At 65.8% G+C, this 19,405-nt stretch carries 19 protein-coding genes; 1 reads left to right on the top strand and 18 read right to left on the bottom strand.

Translation table 11 applies throughout. The annotated features are described in order from the left end of the window. Nucleotides 1-378: 378 nt before the first annotated feature. The 14 genes from nusB to QK287_RS14935 form a co-directional block, all read right to left on the bottom strand. Complete coding sequence (gene nusB / locus QK287_RS15000) at nucleotides 379-789, bottom strand: transcription antitermination factor NusB (RefSeq protein ID WP_024368581.1); 411 nt, start codon at nucleotides 787-789, stop codon at nucleotides 379-381. After that, nucleotides 789-1,352 carry an elongation factor P gene (gene efp / locus QK287_RS14995; RefSeq protein WP_226775134.1) on the bottom strand — a complete coding sequence of 188 codons (564 nt, stop codon included), beginning with the start codon at nucleotides 1,350-1,352 and terminating at the stop codon, nucleotides 789-791. Before efp ends, nusB begins: the two co-directional genes overlap by 1 nt. Before the next feature lie 180 nt (nucleotides 1,353-1,532). Continuing rightward, nucleotides 1,533-2,051, bottom strand: coding sequence for a tetratricopeptide repeat protein (locus QK287_RS14990; RefSeq protein ID WP_226775133.1), 519 nt, complete (start codon nucleotides 2,049-2,051; stop codon nucleotides 1,533-1,535). Continuing rightward, nucleotides 2,051-3,142 (bottom strand): 3-dehydroquinate synthase, encoded by a 1,092-nt coding sequence (gene aroB, locus QK287_RS14985; RefSeq protein WP_226775132.1) that lies wholly within the window; start codon nucleotides 3,140-3,142, stop codon nucleotides 2,051-2,053. The genes QK287_RS14990 and aroB overlap by 1 nt, the downstream gene beginning before the upstream one ends. After that, nucleotides 3,139-3,732 (bottom strand): shikimate kinase, encoded by a 594-nt coding sequence (locus QK287_RS14980; RefSeq protein WP_226775131.1) that lies wholly within the window; start codon nucleotides 3,730-3,732, stop codon nucleotides 3,139-3,141. The genes aroB and QK287_RS14980 overlap by 4 nt, the downstream gene beginning before the upstream one ends. Before the next feature lie 11 nt (nucleotides 3,733-3,743). Next, complete coding sequence (gene aroC / locus QK287_RS14975) at nucleotides 3,744-4,943, bottom strand: chorismate synthase (protein ID WP_226775130.1); 1,200 nt, start codon at nucleotides 4,941-4,943, stop codon at nucleotides 3,744-3,746. 26 nt (nucleotides 4,944-4,969) lie between these two features. Beyond that, nucleotides 4,970-5,884 (bottom strand): NAD(P)-binding domain-containing protein, encoded by a 915-nt coding sequence (locus QK287_RS14970; protein WP_282360609.1) that lies wholly within the window; start codon nucleotides 5,882-5,884, stop codon nucleotides 4,970-4,972. Beyond that, nucleotides 5,881-7,572: an endolytic transglycosylase MltG gene (gene mltG, locus QK287_RS14965; protein WP_282360608.1), complete on the bottom strand. Its 1,692-nt coding sequence runs from the start codon at nucleotides 7,570-7,572 to the stop codon at nucleotides 5,881-5,883. The genes QK287_RS14970 and mltG overlap by 4 nt, the downstream gene beginning before the upstream one ends. Next, nucleotides 7,553-8,167, bottom strand: a complete 615-nt coding sequence (gene ruvX / locus QK287_RS14960) for a Holliday junction resolvase RuvX (protein WP_282360607.1) — start codon at nucleotides 8,165-8,167, stop codon at nucleotides 7,553-7,555. The genes mltG and ruvX overlap by 20 nt, the downstream gene beginning before the upstream one ends. Before the next feature lie 10 nt (nucleotides 8,168-8,177). Next, nucleotides 8,178-10,856: an alanine--tRNA ligase gene (gene alaS / locus QK287_RS14955; protein ID WP_282360606.1), complete on the bottom strand. Its 2,679-nt coding sequence runs from the start codon at nucleotides 10,854-10,856 to the stop codon at nucleotides 8,178-8,180. 150 nt (nucleotides 10,857-11,006) lie between these two features. Next, complete coding sequence (locus tag QK287_RS14950; RefSeq protein ID WP_226775125.1) at nucleotides 11,007-11,273, bottom strand: DUF6167 family protein; 267 nt, start codon at nucleotides 11,271-11,273, stop codon at nucleotides 11,007-11,009. Nucleotides 11,274-11,292: 19 nt separating this feature from the next. Beyond that, nucleotides 11,293-11,667, bottom strand: a complete 375-nt coding sequence (locus QK287_RS14945; protein ID WP_226775188.1) for a DUF948 domain-containing protein — start codon at nucleotides 11,665-11,667, stop codon at nucleotides 11,293-11,295. Between the two features lie 145 nt (nucleotides 11,668-11,812). After that, nucleotides 11,813-12,439: a 30S ribosomal protein S4 gene (rpsD, locus tag QK287_RS14940; protein WP_123254752.1), complete on the bottom strand. Its 627-nt coding sequence runs from the start codon at nucleotides 12,437-12,439 to the stop codon at nucleotides 11,813-11,815. A 191-nt stretch (nucleotides 12,440-12,630) separates the two neighbouring features. After that, nucleotides 12,631-14,073 carry a replication-associated recombination protein A gene (locus QK287_RS14935; RefSeq protein ID WP_226775124.1) on the bottom strand — a complete coding sequence of 481 codons (1,443 nt, stop codon included), beginning with the start codon at nucleotides 14,071-14,073 and terminating at the stop codon, nucleotides 12,631-12,633. Nucleotides 14,074-14,133: 60 nt separating this feature from the next. Between QK287_RS14935 and QK287_RS14930 the strand changes: the two genes are divergently transcribed. Further along, complete coding sequence (locus tag QK287_RS14930; RefSeq protein ID WP_282360601.1) at nucleotides 14,134-14,781, top strand: acVLRF1 family peptidyl-tRNA hydrolase; 648 nt, start codon at nucleotides 14,134-14,136, stop codon at nucleotides 14,779-14,781. A gap of 121 nt (nucleotides 14,782-14,902) precedes the next feature. On the opposite strand, the gene QK287_RS14925 is transcribed toward QK287_RS14930, so the two are convergent. The 4 genes from QK287_RS14925 to QK287_RS14910 form a co-directional block, all read right to left on the bottom strand. After that, on the bottom strand, nucleotides 14,903-15,490 hold the full coding sequence (locus QK287_RS14925; protein WP_226775122.1) for a hypothetical protein: 588 nt from the start codon (nucleotides 15,488-15,490) through the stop codon (nucleotides 14,903-14,905). Nucleotides 15,491-15,693: 203 nt separating this feature from the next. Then, entirely contained in the window at nucleotides 15,694-16,074 is a 381-nt protein-coding gene (locus QK287_RS14920; protein WP_226775121.1) for a DUF1048 domain-containing protein, read from the bottom strand. Between the two features lie 2 nt (nucleotides 16,075-16,076). Then, nucleotides 16,077-16,439, bottom strand: a complete 363-nt coding sequence (locus tag QK287_RS14915; protein ID WP_226775120.1) for a PadR family transcriptional regulator — start codon at nucleotides 16,437-16,439, stop codon at nucleotides 16,077-16,079. A gap of 130 nt (nucleotides 16,440-16,569) precedes the next feature. Next, a complete protein-coding gene (locus tag QK287_RS14910) occupies nucleotides 16,570-19,281 on the bottom strand; it encodes a PLAT/LH2 domain-containing protein (protein ID WP_282360642.1) in 2,712 nt (903 codons plus the stop codon). Nucleotides 19,282-19,405 lie beyond the last annotated feature (124 nt).

Here is a 19,405-nt window from a genome sequence, read left to right as displayed (position 1 = left end):
TTGCGCTCCTAAATTACCACAGCACCCCGACGGCGCCGACGCCGGGGGCCTGCGATTCAGCTCACACGCACATGGGCTCGAGTCCATAAGAACAAATGATCCACCGCCGGAGCACCACCGCTCCGGCGGACTCCCGGGCGGTCCGCGGCCGCGGCCCCGGCAGGCCAATCCGACGTGGCTCGGACATGCCCGGCCGGAGTATTACCGGCCGGCCCCGGCAGCGGATCCTCAGGGGCTGCGATGCGCCCGTACACCACCTCGACGGGCACCATCAACCCGCCGAGACTGCCCCCTCCCGGACGCCGTCGCCGGCTGCCTGGAGAACACCAAAGAACCCCGCCCGGGATGATCCGGACGGGGTTATTGTGAGCTTCGGGGTCAGGCGAGCAGCGAAGGCTTCAGCTGCTGCAGCCGGCCCAGCAGGCCGTTGATAAACGACGGCGACTCGTCGGTGGAGAGGGTCTTGGCCAGGGCCACGGCCTCGCTGACGGCAACGCCGTCGGGCACGTCGTCGTTGTACAGCAGCTCCCAGGTGCCGATCCGCAGGATGATGCGGTCCACGGACGGCATACGTTCCAGCGTCCACCCCTGCGAATAGGTTTCCAGGAATTCGTCGATCGCAGCCTGGTGGGAGACCACACCCTCGACGATTTCGAGGGTGTACGGGTTAACGATCTGGTCCGTCTGCTCCCGCCGGGACTTCAGCACATCGAACGCTGACACGGAACGTTGTTCCGCCTCAAAGAGCACATCCAGGGCCCGGTTGCGGGCCTTACCGCGGGCACTCACTAGTCGTTAACCCGCCCGAGGTAGTTTCCGTCACGGGTATCAACTTTGACCTTGGTGTTGTTCTCGACGAACAACGGCACCTGGATCTCGTAGCCGGTCTCAAGGGTGGCGGGCTTGGTGCCGGCCGAGGAGCGGTCGCCCTGAAGGCCCGGTTCCGTGTAGGTGATTTCCAGTACCACGCTGGGCGGCAGCTCGATGTACAGCGGGTTGCCCTCATGGATGGCAATGCTGACCTTCTGGTTCTCGAGCATAAAGTTGGTGGCGTCCCCGACGGTTGCCCCCGAAACGGTGAGCTGGTCGAAATCGGCCGTGTCCATAAACACGAAGTCCGCGCCGTCCTGGTACAGGTACTGGTAGTCACGGCGGTCTACCGTTGCGGTCTCGATCTTCAGTCCGGCGTTGAAGGTCTTGTCCACGACCTTGCCGGACATCACGTTGCGCATCTTTGTGCGGACGAACGCGCCACCCTTACCGGGTTTGACGTGCTGGAACTCGATGATGTTCCAGAGCTGGCCCTCAAGTTTGAGGACGGTTCCGTTCTTGATGTCGTTAGTGGTTGCCACTGTATCCTCTGGTTTCTCTTCTGACGGCTTCTAGCTGCCAGCCGGTTATGCCAGGCAAGCATGCCAAATGGCCCGCCAGCGCGTATTTATCAAAAATCCAAAAACCATTCTACCGGTTTTGTCTGCCCGCTGCCGGACGGGTGCGGCCGGAAGCTGCACGCAGGCCCGCGCGGACCCGCGTCAAGAGTCGAGATCCAGCACGTACCGGGCGCGTTGCAGAGCCACCGTGGAGGCGTAGATCAGTGCCGCGTCGGCAGACCCGGCCACACGCAGGTCCAGCGCTTTGGCGAAGCTTTCGACGGCGGCGCCGACGTTGCCGCTGGCAAAGTGGGACCGTCCGAGGTGCTGGCGGATGACCGCCTCGTCCGGTGTGCCGCGGGTCTCCGCCAGCAGCTGATCAAACAGCTCAACGGCCCGGTCAAGCCGGTTGGAAACCCGCAGTACGTCGGCTTCGAAGATGCGCAGGCGCAACGAGCCAGGGTCACTGTAGCGGGCTTCGGCGAGCAACTCTGCAGCCTCGGCCGGGTGCCCTTCGACCAGACGCACAAAGATCAGGTCCCCCGGGTCCGTCGATGCTGCAAGCGCTTCGGCGACGGCATCCTCATTGACGATTTGCGGGACCAGGCTGTCCGGGTTGATCTTGATCCCGGGGAACCCTGCAGCGGGCCAGTCGCTGGTACCGCCTGGGAGGAATGCCATCAGGAGGCAATCTCCTGGTACGCGGCGAACAGCAGCGAGGTGTCCGGGACGTCGAGGATACCGGGGCGTGCTACGCCGTCGAGCACCACAAAGCGCAGCAGGTCACCGCGGGACTTTTTGTCCCGCCGCATTCCGTCGAGCAGCGCCTGCCAGCGGTCGCGCCGGTAGGTCACGGGCAGACCGAGGCTTTCCAGGATGCTGCGGTGCCGGTCGGCGCTGGCGTCGCTGAGGCGCCCCACGCTGCGGGCCAGTTCCGCAGCGAACATCATCCCGACCGAGACGGCGGCGCCGTGGCGCCAGGAGTAGCGTTCGGCGAGCTCGATCGCGTGGCCCAGGGTGTGGCCGTAGTTGAGGATTTCGCGCTGGCCGGTTTCTTTGAGGTCCGCGGAGACGACCGTGGCCTTCACCGTGACGGCGCGTTCAATCAGTTCCCGCAACGCGTCACCGCGGGGCTCGGTGACTGCCGCGGGGTCTTTCTCGATCAGTTCGAGGATGGCCGGGTCCGCGATGAAGCCGCATTTGATGACCTCGGCCAGGCCGGAAATAATCTCGTTTTTCGGCAGTGTGTCCAGGGTATCGAGATCCGCGAGAACAGCGGCCGGCGGGTGGAAGGCACCAACGAGGTTCTTGCCTTCGGCGGTGTTGATGCCGGTTTTGCCGCCGACGGCCGCGTCGACCATACCGAGCAGGCTCGTGGGCATGTGGATGACTTTGACACCGCGAAGCCAGGTCGCGGCGACAAAGCCGGCAAGGTCGGTCACGGCCCCGCCGCCAACAGCAACGACGGCATCCGATCGGGTGAAGTCGTTCTGGCCCAGCACCTGCCAGCAGAAAGAGGCCACCTCGATGTGTTTGCCTTCTTCAGCATCGGGAATTTCGGCGGTGAGTGCCGTGAAGCCCGCCGACGAGAGCTCTTCCCTGACGGTGTCACCGGTGAGGCGCAGGGCGCGCGGGTGGATAACAAGGACCCGTTTGACCCGTTCCCCCAGCAGTCCGGGCAGGCTGGCCAGCAGGCCGCGGCCCACCACGACGTCGTAGTTCTCACCGGGCGTCTGCCCGGTGACCTTGATGACGGTTGATTCGGTGTTCACTTTTCAACTTCCTTTGTCGCCGCTGGTGCGGGTACACCAGCGGTTCCCGCCGCGCCATACGCGCGCAGCGCATCTTCAAGCCGGTGTGCGATGTCCGCAACGGTTCCGTTGCGCACATCGAAGACCAGGTCAGCCAGCCGTTCGTAGACCGGCCGGCGGGTGGCGAACAATGCCTTCCAGCGTTCCATGGCATCTCCGGCCAGTAAGGGCCGGCCGGAATTCCTGGCGATCCGGTCAACCACTGTGCCGGCGTCACACTCGAGGTAGACCACTGTGCAGTGCCCCAGCAGTTGCTGGGTACCGGAGTCCAGGACTGCCCCGCCGCCAAGCGAGACTACCGTATTCCTGCCTTGCGCGTCTTCCAGGGCCCGGGCGACGGCCCTGGCTTCCAGTTCGCGGAACACATGCTCGCCGCGGCTGGCGAAGATCTCTGCGATGGAGCCGTGGTTGGCAACGATTGTGACGTCAGTGTCCACAAACGTGGCCCCCAACTGCTGGGCGAGCTGGTATCCGATGGCTGATTTGCCGACTGCCATCGGCCCGATCAAGACGATGGGCCGGGCAGCATTCCTGGCCGGCCCTGCCGGCATTTCGGCCGGCACTATCGGCCGATCGAGTCCAGGGACGCCGGAATGTTGTCCAGGTAACCCTTGATGTTTCGGGCGGTTTCCTGCACGGAGTCGCCGCCGAACTTTTCCACAACCGCCTCGGCCAGGACAAGCGCGACCATGGCTTCGGCGACGACGCCCGCTGCGGGAACCGCACAGACGTCGGAGCGCTGGTGATGGGCCCTGGCGGCCTCGCCAGTACTCACATCGACGGTCCTGAGGGCTCGGGGCACCGTGGCGATGGGCTTCATCGCGGCGCGCACCCGCAGCACGTCGCCGATGCTCATTCCGCCTTCAATGCCGCCGGCGCGGTTTGAGGTGCGCACGATCCTGCCGTCGGCGTCCTTAACAATCTCGTCGTGGGCAGCCGAGCCGCGGCGTGACGCGGTGAGGAAGCCGTCACCGACTTCAACGCCCTTGATGGCCTGGATGCCCATCAGGGCTGCCGCCAGCCGTGAATCGAGGCGGCGGTCCCAATGGACGTAGCTGCCAAGTCCCGGCGGAAGCCCGTAAGCGAGGACCTCGACGATACCGCCGAGCGTTTCGCCTTCCTTGTGCGCGATGTCGACCTCGGCGACCATGGCGTCGGAGGTTTCGCGGTCGAAGCAGCGCAGCGGATCGGCGTCGAGTGCCAGCACGTTCTCCGGGACCGGGAGCGGCCGCCCTTCCGGCACGGCCGTCGTGGCGATCGACACGGTGTGGGAGACAAGTTCGATGCCGAGCTGCTTGAGGAATCCGGAGGCGACGGCGCCCAGGGCGACGCGCGTAGCCGTTTCGCGGGCACTGGCGCGCTCCAGCACGGGCCGCGCCTCGTCAAAGCCGTACTTCTGCATACCGGTGAAGTCCGCGTGCCCGGGCCGCGGACGGGTCAGCGGCGCATTGCGGGCCTGGTCGGCCAGGATTTCCGGGTCCACGGGGTCAGCAGACATGATCTGCTCCCATTTGGGCCACTCGGTGTTGCCGATCTGGATGGCGACGGGACCACCTTGGGTGATGCCATGGCGGACGCCGCCGAGGATTGTCACAACGTCCTGCTCGAACTTCATCCGTGCGCCACGGCCGTAGCCCAGCCGGCGCCGGGCCAGCGAATCAGCGATCCGTTCGCTGGTGAGCTCCACACCGGCGGGTACGCCTTCAATAATTCCGACCAGGGCCGGCCCATGGGATTCTCCGGCAGTCAACCAACGCAACATAAAATCCATCCTGCCATGTAAGGCGGTTAGAACACCCGTCGGGGTGCCCCGACTGCGTCACACATCACATCTATGACTTCCGCCGGGACTGCCTCGTGCAGGCCGGTGAAATGCCGGACCTGTTCCACGGCCTGGTAGATCAGCATTTCCAGGCCGGGAACCACCACACCGCCGGCCTTCAGCCAGGCGGCAGCGATCCGGCTGGGCCAGGGTTCATATGCGACGTCCAGCAACACACCCGGGCGGACCTCTCCGGCCGGCCCTCCGGCCCCTTGCGCGAACAACCGTGCCAACTCCTCGGCCAGCGGATCGGCGGCCCGCGGGGGCAGCGTGGAAATCACGACGTCGGCCCGGGCCAGGGCGGCAGACGCGCCCTCCAGGGGCCGGACCCGCACGGGCAGGCCAAGTGCCGCAGCTGCCGCGCGTGCCTCCCGCGCGCGGGTGATGTCGCGGACGAAAATGTCGGCTGCTGGCGCGTCCAGCTCCTTCAGCGCTGCGATGGCAGCGGCTGCGGTTCCACCGCCGCCCAGGACGGCGGCAGCGGGCGCCGAGGCGGCACCTGCATGGCGGAGTGCGTTTACGATTCCGGCGACGTCGGTGTTGTAGCCGACCAAACGGACGGGAGCGGCGCCCGTTCCCGCGGCCGGCCGTTCGAACGCGACCGTGTTCACCACCCCGAGCTCGCGGGCCACGCCTCGAACCTCATCCACTTCGCCGACCATGGCTGACTTCAGCGGCATGGTGACGGACAGCCCGTGCCAGCTCGGCCCCAGCTGCACGTCCTTCCTGACCCGGGCCATAAAGGCCGGCAGCCCGGCTTCGGTCACATCGATCGCCGAATAGTTCAGCTCCACACCCAGGCGGGCGTAGGCGGCCCGGTGCAGGGCCGGAGACTTCGAATGGCTGATCGGGTGCCCAAGCACGGCAGCCCTGCCGGTCATACGCAGCGTCCGGCGTTTGCCTCACACCAAGCGTTGTATTTGGCCACGTAGGTGTTGTGCTCCGCGAGCGTCTTGGAGAAGCGTGTCTCCTTGGTGTCCAGGTTGATGGTCACCCAGTAGAGGTAATCGTTGGTCTTGGGCTTTGCCGCAGCGTCAATCGCCGTTCGGCCCGGCGATCCGATGGGTCCGACCGGCAGGCCCTGGTTGGCGTAGGTGTTATACGGGTTGGACTTGTCCGCCTTCTGGTCCTCGTCGATGTGGAAACTTTTGATGCCGAGGCCGTAGGTTACGGTGGCGTCCGACTGGATCAGCCCGTTAGTCTCCGTGTTATTTGGCTTGAGGCGGTTATAGATCGCGCCTGCCACATCGCCGTATTCGGCCTGGCCGCCCTCGGCCTGGACAATGCTGGCGACTGTCACAACGTCGTACTGCTTGGCCGGATCGGTGACGCCTTGGGACGTGAGCTCATCCAGGGTGGTGGTCACGAGCTTTTGCACCACATCCTTGGCCGGGGTGCCGATCGGGAACCGGTATTCGCCCGGGGCGAGGAAACCTTCAAGGGTCTTAGCCCTGGCCGGCACCCCGAACTGGGCTGGCGATGCGTTGAGTGCCTTGAGCTCGGATACCGGCACTCCGGTACCTTCGGAGATGGCTTGGAGGGAGTCACCGATGCGGAGCCCGGCGCTGAGCGCAAAGTACATGACCTTGCTTTGGTCCTTGTTCAGCAGGACAGCGACGGCGTCCGAGTTCTTCATTTCGTTGCGCATGCTGAAGTCGCCCGGGGCCAGCGCACCGCCGGAGGCCACAAAGTCGCGCAGGAAACTGTCGGCGTTCGCCACGACCTTCTTGTCCTGCAGCTCGGTCGCTACGGACTTGGGTCCGGCGCCCGGCGGCACGGTAATCATGACCTCACCGGTTCCGGGCCCCGGGTAATCAGCCACGGTGTCCGCGCCCAGAAGCGGCTTCAGGAACTGCGCGCCCACAGCAATCGCCACCACAAAAACAGCCAGGGTCAGGAGCAAGGCAAGGAAGCGGCGCCGGCGGCGGACCTTCTTGGACGGACCCTTGGACGTGCGGATGGCGGCTCCTCCGGCCAACACAATGTGGCCGTCTTCCTCGTGGTGATGGTCCTCGTGGTGATGGTCCTCGTGGTGATGGTCGTCGTTGTACGTGTACGCGTCGGGGTGGCCGTCCTGGGTCACCCCGTCCGGGTGCGGTTCGTCGCCGGGATGAAGGTCGGAATCATGGAAGACGGTGTCCGCATCTGCCACAGTCCCGGCGTACTCGTGTACTGGAACCTCCGGATCCACGGGATGGACATGCTCCACGGGAACCTCTGGAACCTCTGGATCCACGGGATGGACATGGTCCACGGGAACCTCTGGAACCTCCGGATCCACGGGCAGTTCGTGGACGGTCGGGGCTGCGGCCGGCGGCTCCGGCGCCTCGTCCGCCTGGCTCGGCCCGCGATTACCTACCGCGTCGTCGCCGGTTTCGGGGACGGATCGGTTGTCGGCGCCGGGTGCTGCCGCAGGGGTTTCCTCGCCGGTTTCGAACGCCTGCGGCGGGACGACGTTGTGCCCCTCGGGCGCCTGGACCTTCTCCTGGGCCCTCAGCTCCCTGCGTGTCAGCGGTCGGCCGGTGCCGAAGGCAGCACCGGAGGAGTCGTCACTGTTGACCGGGCTCACTGTAGCCTTCCATTTTGGGCAGAATGCGTAGTGCAGAATGCTCGTCTTGTGCCGGACTGGCCTGTGGACCATCCCCGGTCGGCCCCGGCGCGGACTCCGCGTATACGCGGCTTCCGACCTCCGTCCCCCTGGCCTTTTGCATATCGATCGCGTGTTGCAGGATACCTGCGGCCGCAACCTGATCAACTACCTTACGGTGATCCCGGCTGCTCATGCCAGCTTCGTGCAGGTGCCGGTGCGCAGATACTGTGCTCAGCCGCTCGTCCACCAGCCGAACCGGCACCCCGGAACCTGACTCCCCCAGTTTACCCGCCAGTAGCTTTGCATAGTCAGTCGCCATCCGGGCGGAGGCGTGCTCCTCACCCTTCATGGTCCTCGGCAGGCCGACAAAGATCTCCACAACGGCGAGTTCCAGGGCCAGTTCCGCCAGGATCCGCACGTCCGTATTCTTCTTCGCGTTCCGTTCCAGGGTGCGCAACGGCGTGGCCAGGATGCCGTCACGGTCACAGACAGCCACACCAACCCGGACGGTCCCGACGTCTACCCCGAGCTTTACGCCGATTGGGTAGCCGCCGGGCACAGCAGTTTCGTTCACGGCCTTTCCACTATCGTCCGGTGATGGCGTCCACGACGGCGGCGAGGGCCGCGCCGACCTTGCCGGCGTCCGTGCCGCCGCCCTGGGCGACGTCGTCCTTGCCGCCGCCGCCGCCGCCGAGGATTCCCGCGGCGAGCCGCACCAGGACCCCAGCCTTGACCCCTGCCGCCCGGGCGGCATCGTTGGTCGCGATCAGGATCACCGGACGGTCATTACTGACACCGGCAACCGCGACGGCGGCCGGATCGGAACCGAGCCGGGTCCGCAAATCCAGGGCCAGGCCGCGGAGGTCGTCCGCACCGCTGACCTGGCCGGCGTCGTGCGCGATGACCTTGATGCCGGCGGCATCCCTGGCGGTACCCACCAGCTGGCCGGCGGCAGCTGTGAGCTGCTCCTTGCGCAACCGCTCGAGTTCCTTTTCGGCGGTCTTGAGTTTGGCCAGGGTGGCGGCGATCCGGTCCGCGAGCAGTCCCGACGGCACCTTAAGCATGTCGGTGAGTTCGGTGACCAGCGCGCGTTCGGCAGCGAGGTGCCGGAAGGCGTCCATTCCGACGAAGGCCTCGACGCGGCGGTTTCCCGAGCCGACAGACTGTTCCCCGAGCAGTGACAGGCTGCCGATCAGCGAGGTGTTCGCAACATGGGTGCCGCCACAGAGTTCACGGGACCAGGCACCGTCGATCTCCACAACACGGACCTCGTTGCCGTAATTTTCGCCGAAGAGTGCCATGGCACCGAGGGCCTTGGCCTCGGCCAGTCCCATCACTTTGGTGTCCACCCGGTAGTTGTTGCGGATGGCGATGTTGGAAACTTCTTCAATTTCGGAGCGCGTGGCCGGGCTGAGGCCTTCGCCCCAGGCGAAGTCGAAGCGCAGGTAGCCTGCCTTGTTGAAGGAGCCGCGCTGGAGTGCTTCCGGGCCGAGGATCTGGTGGAGGGCGGCGTGCACGATGTGGGTTCCGGTGTGGGCCTGCTCGGCGGCATGCCGGCGTTCCCGGTCCACGGCCGCCTGGACGAGGGAGTCCGCTCCAATTTCGCCCTCTCGGACAATTGCCTTGTGCACACTCAGCCCCTTGATCGGGCGCTGGACGTCCAGAACCTCGACGACAAAACCGTCCCCGGTGATCAGTCCGGTGTCTGCGGCCTGGCCGCCGGCTTCGGCGTAGAACGGGGTCTGGGCGAGGACCAGCTCGATTTCCTCGCCGGTGGAGGCTTGGGAAACCTTGCGGCCGCCGGCAAGGATGCCGCGTACCTTCGATTCCCCCGCGAGTTCGGTGTAGCCGGTGAAAACAGTCTCTCCGGCGGACAGCAGCTCCTGGAAGGCGCTGAGGTCAGCGTGGGAACCCTTTTTGCCCTTCGCGTCGGCCTGCGCGCGCTGGCGCTGTTCGAGCATCAGCTTGCGGAACTCCGGCTCGTCGACCTTGAGCCCGGCCTCTTCGGCCATCTCAAGGGTCAGGTCGATCGGGAAACCGTAAGTATCATGCAGGGCGAAGGCATCGGGGCCGGACAGCGGACGCCCGGCGGCCTGTGACTCCTTGACGGCGTCCTCCAGCCGGGCCGTGCCGGAGGCGATGGTGCGCAGGAACGCCTTCTCCTCCGCGTAGGCGATCCGGCTGATCCGGTCGAAGTCCGTCTCGACGATGGGGTAGACGCCCTTCATGGCGTCCCGGGAAGCGGGCAGCAGCTCCGGCAGGCACGCTTTTTCGACGCCGAGCAGGCGCATCGAGCGCACGGCCCGCCGGATCAGGCGGCGCAGCACGTAGCCGCGGCCCTCGTTGGAGGGGGTCACGCCGTCGGCGATCAACATCAGGGAGGATCGGATGTGGTCGGCGACGACACGCATCCGGACGTCGTCGGTGTGATGCGGGTCGGCCGCGGACTCGGCGGAGGTGTATTCCCGGCCGGAGAGGGCCGCGGCCCTGTCGATCACCGGGCGGACCTGGTCCGTCTCGTACATGTTTTCGACGTCCTGCAGGATCATCGCCAGCCGCTCCATGCCCAGGCCGGTGTCGATGTTCTTTTTCGGGAGTTCGCCGGTGATATCGAAGTCCACCTTGGAGCGGACGTTGTCGATCTGGTACTGCATAAACACCAGGTTCCAGATTTCAACGTAGCGGTTCTCGTCCGCGATCGGGCCGCCCTCGACGCCGTAGGAGGGGCCACGGTCATAGTAGATCTCGGAGCAGGGGCCGGCGGGACCGGGCTGGCCGGTGGACCAGTAGTTGTCCGCCTTGCCCATCCGCTGGATCCGCGCGGCAGGCATGCCCGTGTTCCGGAGCCAGAGCTGCTCGGCCTCATCGTCCTCTTCGTAGACAGTGACCCACAGCCGCTCGGGCGGGAGCCCGTACCCGCCGTCGTCAACGCTCGAGGTGAGCAGTTCCCAGGCGAACTTGATGGCGTCTTCCTTGAAGTAGTCGCCGAAGGAGAAGTTCCCGCACATCTGGAAGAACGTTCCGTGGCGGGCGGTCTTGCCGACTTCCTCGATGTCGCCGGTCCGGATGCACTTTTGCACGCTCGTGGCACGCTCGTACGGCGCTTCCTCCCGGGCCGTCAGGTACGGGATAAACGGGACCATGCCGGCGACGGTGAACAGCAGGGACGGGTCGCTGGAGACCAAGGAAGCGGAGGGCACCGCGGTGTGGCCCTTTTTGACAAAAAAGTCGATCCAGCGCTTAGTGATCTCCTGCGACTTCATGAGCTGATTACGTACCCTTCACTGTTCACTGCGTTTGTGGTCACTGCGTTTGTGGTCCCCGCGTATGGTCCGCGGAACGGTCTGGTCCCGGCCATAGGCCGTGCCGGCGGTCCGTTTTCCGGACGCCGCTGTTCTGATATTCTCTCCCGGCTAGCGCCGGACTGCATCCCGGCCGGCTGCGCCGTGGGCAATGGTCTGGTCCAGGCCCGCGTCAATGCCGAGCGCTCGGCGCAGTTCGGTCTCACGCTCATTCATGCCCTCGCGGACGGCATCGGCGAAGTCGTACAGACCGTCGGCGACGCGCCCCACGGCCCGGTTGAGTCCTTCGGGGCCCAGGTTGGATTGCGCTTCGGTGATCTTGCGGAAGGCGATGACGCCAATGGCGACGCCGATTCCCATCCAGATGATTCTGTTCATGTCAGGTTCTCCAGCTGGGTTAGCGGCTGCGGCGGCCGGTGGCGGGCTTTTTGCGGGCGGTGAACGCCGCGCGCACACCATAGCTGAAGGAGGCGACCTTGATCAGCGGCGAACCGACGGTGGCGGCCACCAGCGAGGACAGCGCCGAGATGTTCGCCGAAGCGTCGGAGACGTTGTTCGCGATACCGTCGACCTTTTTGAGCTGTTCGTTGGTGGTGGAAACAGTCGCCGTGACTTCGTCCATCAGCGGCGTGGCGCCGTCGCTGATCGAACGGATGGAGGTCCGCACCTCATCGAACACTCCCCCAAGCTTTAAAATCGGCACGGCAAGCAGCAGGACCAGCAGTGCAAACACTCCGGCCGCGATGAGGCCGGCAATATCGCCACCAGTCATAGTCATTCATCTCCTTGTTGCGTAGTGTCTCTGCGGGCGCCGCCGGCCCAAACAGCCGGCAACCGCAGAACTCCCCCAAGTACCTTACATACAAAAAAGCCCGTGGCGCTTGCCACGGGCTTCTTTGTAAGGTGTCGCGGTGAATCTAGCGTGCGTAGAATTCCACAACGAGCTGCTCTTCGCAGGTCACGGGGACCTCGGAGCGCTTGGGGCGACGGACCAGGCGTGCCTGCAGGGCGTCAAGCTTGACGTCCAGGTAGGCAGGAACCATGGGCAGAACATCGCGGTGCGCACCGGCTGCTGCAACCTGGAACGGAGCCATGGTCTCGCTGCGGCTGTGGACGTGGACCAGCTGGCCCTCGCCGACGCGGAACGACGGACGGTCAACGCGGATGCCGTCAACCATGATGTGGCGGTGCACAACAAGCTGGCGGGCCGAAGCGATGGTGCGGGCGAATCCTGCGCGCAGCACGAGGGCGTCAAGACGCATTTCGAGCAGTTCGATCAGGTTCTCGCCGGTCAGGCCCTTGGTCCGGCGGGCTTCTTCGAAGGCGCGGGTCATCTGGGCTTCGCGGATGCCGTACTGGGCGCGCAGACGCTGCTTTTCGCGCAGACGTACGGCGTAGTCGGAGTCCTGCTTCTTGCGGGCACGGCCATGCTCACCGGGGCCGTACGGGCGGCGCTCCATGTACTTGGCGGCCTTGGGGGTCAGAGCAATGCCGAGTGCACGCGAGAGGCGTGCTGTACGGCGAGCACGAGTGTTGTTAGCCACTTGTGTCCTTCCAATATCTGCGGTGTGTCAGTGTTACTGGCCTCCACGATGGAGAGCATCGGCCAACCGCTGCCTTTTGCTACTGGGCACGGGGCAAACCCGTTTGAACAGCATAAAATGCCGGTATCAAGTGGATTGTGCGTCTGTGCCTTGCCAGACAACGACCTACTTTACCACGCCGGGACCGGCGATCACTTGCCCCGGATGATCCTGCGGAGCCGCTCAAGCCGGGTGGAAATGTCCCGTTCGGCGCCGTTGCCGGTCGGTTCGTAGTAGTTACGGCCGACGAGGTCGTCCGGCGGGTACTGCTGGGTAGCGACCGAATGCGGGGCATCGTGGGCATATTTGTAGCCCTGGCCGTGGCCCAGTTGCTTGGATCCCGGGTAGTGGGCGTCGCGCAGATGCGCCGGGATGCCGTTGCCGAGACCGGCGCGGACGTCGGCGATCGCCTGGTTGATTCCCAGATAGGCGGCGTTGGATTTCGGTGCTGTGGCGAGGTGGACCACGGCTTCGGCGAGGATGATGCGGCCTTCGGGCATGCCGATCAGCTGCACGGCCTGGGCGGCGGCGACGGCGGTCTGCAGCGCCGTCGGGTCGGCCATGCCAACGTCTTCGGCTGCGGAGATGACAATGCGCCGGGCTACGAACCGCGGGTCCTCCCCCGCCTCGAGCATCCGGGCGAGGTAGTGCAGGGCGGCGTCGACGTCGGAACCCCGGATGGACTTGATGAATGCGCTCGCGACGTCGTAGTGCTGGTCGCCGGCCCGGTCATAGCGTACGGATGCGACGTCGAGGGCCCGTTCCGTGTGCTTCAGCTCGATCTGCACCGGGGCCGGCCCGGCCGTCCCGGCGATCGTGTCGGCGTCGTCAGCATCCCCGTATGCGACGCCGGCCGCCGCCTCCAGTGCGGTCAGTGCCCGGCGGGCGTCCCCGCCGGAGAGCCTCACGAGATGGCCCCGGGCCGCATCGGTGAGTTCCACTTTGCCGCCGAGTCCACGGGGGTCCGCCGCTGCCCGCAGCAGCAATCCCTCCACGTCGGCGTCGGTCAGCGGCTTAAGTGTCAGTAGCAGGGACCGGGACAGCAACGGGGAGACGACGGAAAAGGAGGGGTTTTCGGTGGTCGCGGCAACCAGGACTACCCAGCGGTTCTCGACGCCGGGCAGCAGGGCATCCTGCTGGGCCTTGTTGAAGCGGTGGATCTCGTCCAGGAACAGCACTGTGGTGGTCTTGAAAAGGTCCCGGGCGGTGAGAGCTTCCTCCATAACGCGGCGGACGTCCTTGACCCCGGCGGTGATGGCGGAGAGCTCAACGAACTTCCGGCCGGGACCTTTAGCGATGACGTGCGCGAGTGTGGTCTTCCCCGTGCCGGGCGGGCCCCAGAGAATCAGGGAACTGGGACCCGCGGGGCCGGTGGCATCCGTTCCGGCGGCCAGCTGGCGCAGCGGCGAACCCTGTCCCAGCAGGTGCTGCTGGCCCACCACATCATCGAGCGTCCGCGGACGCATTCGGACGGCCAGCGGGCTGCGCGGGGAGGCAGCGCGACGGGCCGGACCACCGTCAACGGCGTCCTCCGCGTCGTTATCATCCTCGACAGCGGCGCCGCCGTCCCGTCCTGCGCCAAAGAGATCTTCCACATAGATAGGCTACTTCTAGTTCCCGCCCGCACCGACACCCCCACAACGGAGACCCGCGCCATGGCCAGCACCGAAACCCGCATGGCGTTTGTCTCCGGCGATCGGCTGCCGGGCTGGGTGGAGCGGTTCGCGGCCAGCCATGGCGTCCTCGCCGAGGAGGAGCTCGACGCCGGCCTGCAACTGCGCGCCGCTGACGGCGCCGTAGCATTGCTGCAGGCGCCATGGCCGGCGGACGGCCGCCCCGGCAGCGGCGGCGACGCCGTTGCCCGGCTCGCCTCCCTGGCATCGCAGCAGCGCAGCATCGGGGCGGTGCTGGTCCGCCGTGGCGGCTACTCCGTGGCAGTGGTCAGCGGCGCCGCCGTCCTCGCTTCCAAGACCGGCACCCGCCACGTCCAGTCCCGTACCGCTGCGGGAGGCTGGTCCCAGCAGCGTTTCGCCCGGCGGCGGGCGAACCAGGCCGACGCCCTGGTGGAGGCCGTGGCAAACCATGCCGCCCGTATTTTTGCGGATCACCGGATCGATTACGTGGCTCCCGGCGGGGACCGGACCCTGGCCGAGCAGGTCCTGGCCGAACCGGTGCTGAAGCAGTATGCCCCGCGGCCAAGGCTGGCATTCCTGGACGTCCCGGACCCGCGGGCTGCCGTCCTGAAGAAGGCAGCCGCCGAGCTGTGTGCCGTGCGGATCATCGTCACGGACCCGCCGCTGTAAACAGTCGCCGGGTACGGCAGGGTAATGCCGGCTCGGATGGTGCAAGGAGACGCGCAGGTGCTGCCCCCGGGTTCCTCCGTGGGCACGGCAAAACCACCAGCGCGGTACGCCGCCGGCGGACCTATTCCAGGTCGTTTGGAAGCACCCGGTCGGCAGGGTTCTTGCTGGATCCGCGCACGTAAACTCGGGGCGAACCCGCGACGGGAGCCTGAATCCACATCGGCACCCGCGCTATCCAACCGACGATCCAGAAGCCGCCGACCGCGAGGACCATCAGCGCACCGCCGCCCCAGACGGCCCATGGACCCCAGACCGGCCCGAGCAGCTCCTGGCCCGCCTCAGTGGTTCCCACGGCTGCGGCGAGCATGCCCGCAATCAGGAAGAAACCGACGAATCCCGCGCCGGCGCGGATCGCTTCGCCGCCGAGAACGGCGGCCAGCAGGAGAGGCAGCACCAGTCCGCCGATGATAAGGGCGACGGCCACGTTCCCAAGAACGTCCCCCGCCCTCCCGTCCACGTTGTCGCTCAGCGGTCCGAGGATGAATCCCGCGGCGATCGATACCAGCATGACGGTGATCAGGGCGGTGGTGACCACTTTAAGGAATCGGTCGCTGAACCGGAATTTTCCGTTCGGCCGGCTCACTTGGTTGTCGGCCCGCCGGTTCGGCGCGGACGACCGCGGCTGCGTGGCGGGATTTTTCTTACTCATGCCGTTTCCTCGTGCCTTTAGATTTCGGTTGCGAATCTGGCCTCCGCCGGGCGGTGACCCTGGGGGCGTTTGCCCGTTCTCGTCAGGGCGGGACGAGGACGCAACTCTCCGAACCAGCAAAAATCCCAATTATCGATCGAGTAGATAAAAGGAGTCTACGGGGCCCCGCACCCGGATCGCGGGTTCGAGGGCCCGGCCGGTTGTCATGCGTCCGGGCCCGTTCCCTTGCCGCCGGCGGCAGCGTCGATCGCCTTCGTGAGTCGGGCGCGCTCCTTATCGATCCACCGGGTGGCGGAGTAGGCCTGGGCGAATGTCTCGGCAAACTCCACCGGGTCCTCGCCTACGATGGCGCGCACCGGCGTGGCGTCGACAGCGGCGCGTTCCCAGAGATCGGCATGGTCACCGATCATCGTGGTGAGGGTGTCTCCGTCGGTGATCCCGCCGTAGTACATAAAGTACCGGTTGAACGCCTTCGCCGAACTGCGGTAGGGCTCCGGAAGTGCCTCGATGCGGGCCATGGACTGCTTGTACTGCTTCTTCTGTTCCAGCGACCCGGTGAGGGCCTCGAGCCACTTTGCGGCCATGACTACTCTCCGTCTTCCTGGGGGTGATCCTGCGGGTTTTCGATCTGCTGGTGGAGTTGTCCGATCCGCTCTACGAGGAAGCTCCAGCTCCTCCAGAACTCGTCGAGGTACTCGGCGCCTGCGGCGTTCAGCGAGTACACCTTGCGTGGCGGGCCCTTCGCCGACGGGACCTTCGCAACGTCGACGAAGCCACGCTGTTCGATTCTGATCAGGAGGGCGTAGACGGTGCCCTCAACGATGTCGGAAAAGCCCTGCTCGCGCAGCCGTGCGGTGATCTCGTAGCCGTAGGCCGGCTGAACGGCCAGGTTCGCGAGAACGATGCCTTCGAGGGTTCCCTTGAGCATCTCGGTCATCTGGTTGGCCACAACGGCCTCCTCTTTACTACTCAGTGTTGCTGACTACCACTAGATAGTATCACTGAATAGCGAAGTGGTGACGGTCAGTTGCTGCATTTAATCCAGCACCGCCCGTGCGCTCTGAGAGTTTTGGCACACCTCAGATGATCGGCTGGGTGAACGGTGTGGTGTCATCGATGTCGCGATCGAAGATGGCCGTGCCACTGCTGCCGAACCGGGCGCTGTGGACTTCGATTCGGTCCAGGAACCAGTCGGGGGCGTTGCCGTCGTTGTCCCGCTGCACGGTTAGTGTCTGCAGCGCGCCGAGGTCCCCGCTTGGGATCGTGACCCAGTTCCAGTCGTCGCTTTCCATTCGCTTAATGAGCTCGGTGTTCACGGTCTTGCTCGCCGACCCGGCAGCTCCGGTAAGGGTGAAGGTGACGTTGGCATCCGTGCCGGCCATCCATTTGTCGGCAGTGTGGATGTGCAGGCCGTAGCCGAAATTCGCCGGTTTGAACGGATTGTCCGCGCGCGTGGCCAACCGGATCAGCGACGAGAATTGACCTTCCGCTGCGATGTCGCGCAGGTCACGGGGGTCGTCGGTGATGGCTCCGTCGACTCCGATGCGGATGTACTCCCGTAGCTCGTCGTGCGCGTTAACCGTCCAAACGTAAATGAACGCAGGCCGCGCGGCCGCTGCGCGGATCCCGCACGCCGCCTCCAGCGTATAGCGGTAGTACGGGCCGAGGATGAAGTTCATGAAGCTGATGCCGTTGCCGTAGCCCTGGTGGCCGACGCCACGGCTGGTGAAGTAGTTCGATACCGCCGCAGCATCGTTCTCGGCATCGATCATCAATCCTTCGCGCGGGCCCAGGATGTCCACGATCCGGTCGAAGAAGGCACCTTGGTTGTCGTCCCGGTTGCCGATGGAGAGGATAACGTTCAGATCGTTGTCGAAGGTCAGGTGCTCGCGGATCGCCAGCAGCAGTTCGAAGCCGTGATCCGGTGAGGTGACTTCCGGTTTGCAGTCGAAGACGAGCAACGACAGTTGGGGGTTTGCCTGCGCGAGCTGGTGGATGCCGATCAGATAGTCCGCTACCGAGGGTGCGGACGGTTCCCCTGTCCCGTGGCTGATGCATAGCTGCCCGGGGTGGTCCTCGTAGACTTGCACGTCCGGCTCGAGGCCGTTGGCACCGTTGGTGACGGCCTCGGTCGCGTCGGCGACGGTGTTCGGGTTGTGGCCAACAACGTAGAAGGGTCGGGGCCCGAACGCCGCCGCGAAGCCGACCACCGTTGTGGCTTTGACCTCTGAGGCCCTCCCGCACAGCCATTGCTGGGCCGTCACAAGATCCCGCAGATGGAGCGGCCGAATCAGTGTGACGAGAGCGACCTGGTGCAGCGCGTCAGCCGTCGCCGAACCGAGGAACTCGTGACCGGCGCCGTAAACCTCGATCACCGCGCCCGGCACCGCGCCCCGGACGCCGACGGCGGTGTCTGCATCCTTAAGCGGCCCGAGCACCTCTACCGGCCCCGGCATGGGATGCGCCGCCACGTGCCCCGCTGCGGAGTCGACACCGGTGTCACTGCAGGCCCACTGTCGGACGAAGACACTTGCGCCTTCGACCAACAGTGGGGTCACGGCGATGACGACATTGGTGTGGAGGGCCAGCACCTGGTCGCTGATGGCCGCGTCCCCCTTGGCCGTTCGAACGAAGACCTGGAGCACCGCCCCGCGGTGGGCCTTTGTGACGCTGACCGTACCAGTGCAGGAAAACAGTTGGCCGAATATTTGCGCGGCCGGCACCTCCTCCTGGTGCGCGTCAACCGTCACAGGTACCGCGGGCGTGCTGAGAATTCCACAACACTCCTGCGTTGCGCTTACCGGATCGGTGGTCAGCGGCGGCACGCGGCAGTCGAGCCACGTCTGCTCCGCCGGTGCTGCGCCGTCGAACACCAACTGATTCGCCGCCAGGTGGACTGTCGCTCCGGGTCGCAAACCGGTCACCCGGACGGTTGTGGCGCCGGCACACAGCGGCGAGACAACGACCGGCGGGTCCACGGGTTCGAGCTTGCCAACCAGGACCGGGTCCGAGTTCTTCGGTGGCCGTTCGCAACGCTTAGCCACCTCCTGCCGGATGGTGATCTCATCGTCCTCCGCCAGCGGTTTCGACAGCAGGAAGCGCAGCGATGAACGATCAAACCCGGCGCTGTCGACGATCCCGGAACGCCGCTCCATCGTTACGGTGGCCCCATCGAAAACCCCGCTCACCATAACGGAAGGGTCACAGCCGCGGACCGGGGACTGTATGACCGGGGCAGGCAGCGGCTGGCCCAAGCCGCCCGGAAGCGGGTCTGAGGTCCGGCCGACGTCGGGCCCGGGCGCGAGCCCCGGTCCCGACTGGTGCGCGGTGATCCACCCGTTTGGCGGGATGGCACTGGTGAGGGCGAAGCGCGCGGTCCCTTCGTGCGCCTGGCCGGTGCCGAGGATGCTGCCGTTAGCGAGCAGCGTAACGTCTGCGCCTGAAACCGCACCGTCAATCCACACGTACTGGCCGCAGGCGAACAGCTGGGTGGCGACATGGACCGGGCCAAATTCAGCGCTGCTTGTCGGGGCCGCGGCAACCGGCATCGCCAGGTTGCCCGACGGTACCTCGCTCTGCTCGGCCCCGAGGTGCTGGATTGCGAACAGGGTTTCTGAGCGGGACAGGGTCAGCCCCGGTTCCAGCGGGAAGCGTTGGTCACCTGAGATGGCAGTCCCCTTGGCCACCGTGCGAAGACCGGTCTCGACTGTCACGCCCGCGCCGGGCAGTTGCCCCCGGACACGGATCGAGGAACTGAGCTCAGAGAGCGGACCAACAATAACGGGCTGCATAAGTGCCACAGCTCCAGAGTGTAGGCCCGGCCAGGTCGAGGAACAATAGCTGGCGTCCAGCGCCACGGAATCCCAGGCTTCCAGGGTACGAAGACCACTGTCGGCGGCGCAGCGCCATCAGGTC

Origin of the sequence: Arthrobacter sp. AL05 (genome assembly GCF_029960715.1) — a bacterium.
Taxonomy (GTDB): domain Bacteria; phylum Actinomycetota; class Actinomycetes; order Actinomycetales; family Micrococcaceae; genus Arthrobacter.
This window is presented reverse-complemented; position numbering and strand designations above follow the sequence as displayed.

What these genes read in the sequence shown, in the direction of transcription:
- aroC (WP_226775130.1), bottom strand. Translation starts at nt 4,943, where the DNA reads ATGTTGCGTTGGTTGACTGCCGGAGAATCCCATGGGCCGGCCCTGGTC.
- QK287_RS14980 (WP_226775131.1), bottom strand. Translation starts at nt 3,732, where the DNA reads ATGCCGGCAGGGCCGGCCAGGAATGCTGCCCGGCCCATCGTCTTGATC.
- QK287_RS14910 (WP_282360642.1), bottom strand. Translation starts at nt 19,281, where the DNA reads ATGCAGCCCGTTATTGTTGGTCCGCTCTCTGAGCTCAGTTCCTCGATC.
- QK287_RS14990 (WP_226775133.1), bottom strand. Translation starts at nt 2,051, where the DNA reads ATGGCATTCCTCCCAGGCGGTACCAGCGACTGGCCCGCTGCAGGGTTC.
- QK287_RS14930 (WP_282360601.1), top strand. Translation starts at nt 14,134, where the DNA reads ATGGCCAGCACCGAAACCCGCATGGCGTTTGTCTCCGGCGATCGGCTG.
- QK287_RS14950 (WP_226775125.1), bottom strand. Translation starts at nt 11,273, where the DNA reads ATGAACAGAATCATCTGGATGGGAATCGGCGTCGCCATTGGCGTCATC.
- QK287_RS14970 (WP_282360609.1), bottom strand. Translation starts at nt 5,884, where the DNA reads ATGACCGGCAGGGCTGCCGTGCTTGGGCACCCGATCAGCCATTCGAAG.
- QK287_RS14945 (WP_226775188.1), bottom strand. Translation starts at nt 11,667, where the DNA reads ATGACTGGTGGCGATATTGCCGGCCTCATCGCGGCCGGAGTGTTTGCA.
- QK287_RS14925 (WP_226775122.1), bottom strand. Translation starts at nt 15,490, where the DNA reads ATGAGTAAGAAAAATCCCGCCACGCAGCCGCGGTCGTCCGCGCCGAAC.
- QK287_RS14920 (WP_226775121.1), bottom strand. Translation starts at nt 16,074, where the DNA reads ATGGCCGCAAAGTGGCTCGAGGCCCTCACCGGGTCGCTGGAACAGAAG.
- alaS (WP_282360606.1), bottom strand. Translation starts at nt 10,856, where the DNA reads ATGAAGTCGCAGGAGATCACTAAGCGCTGGATCGACTTTTTTGTCAAA.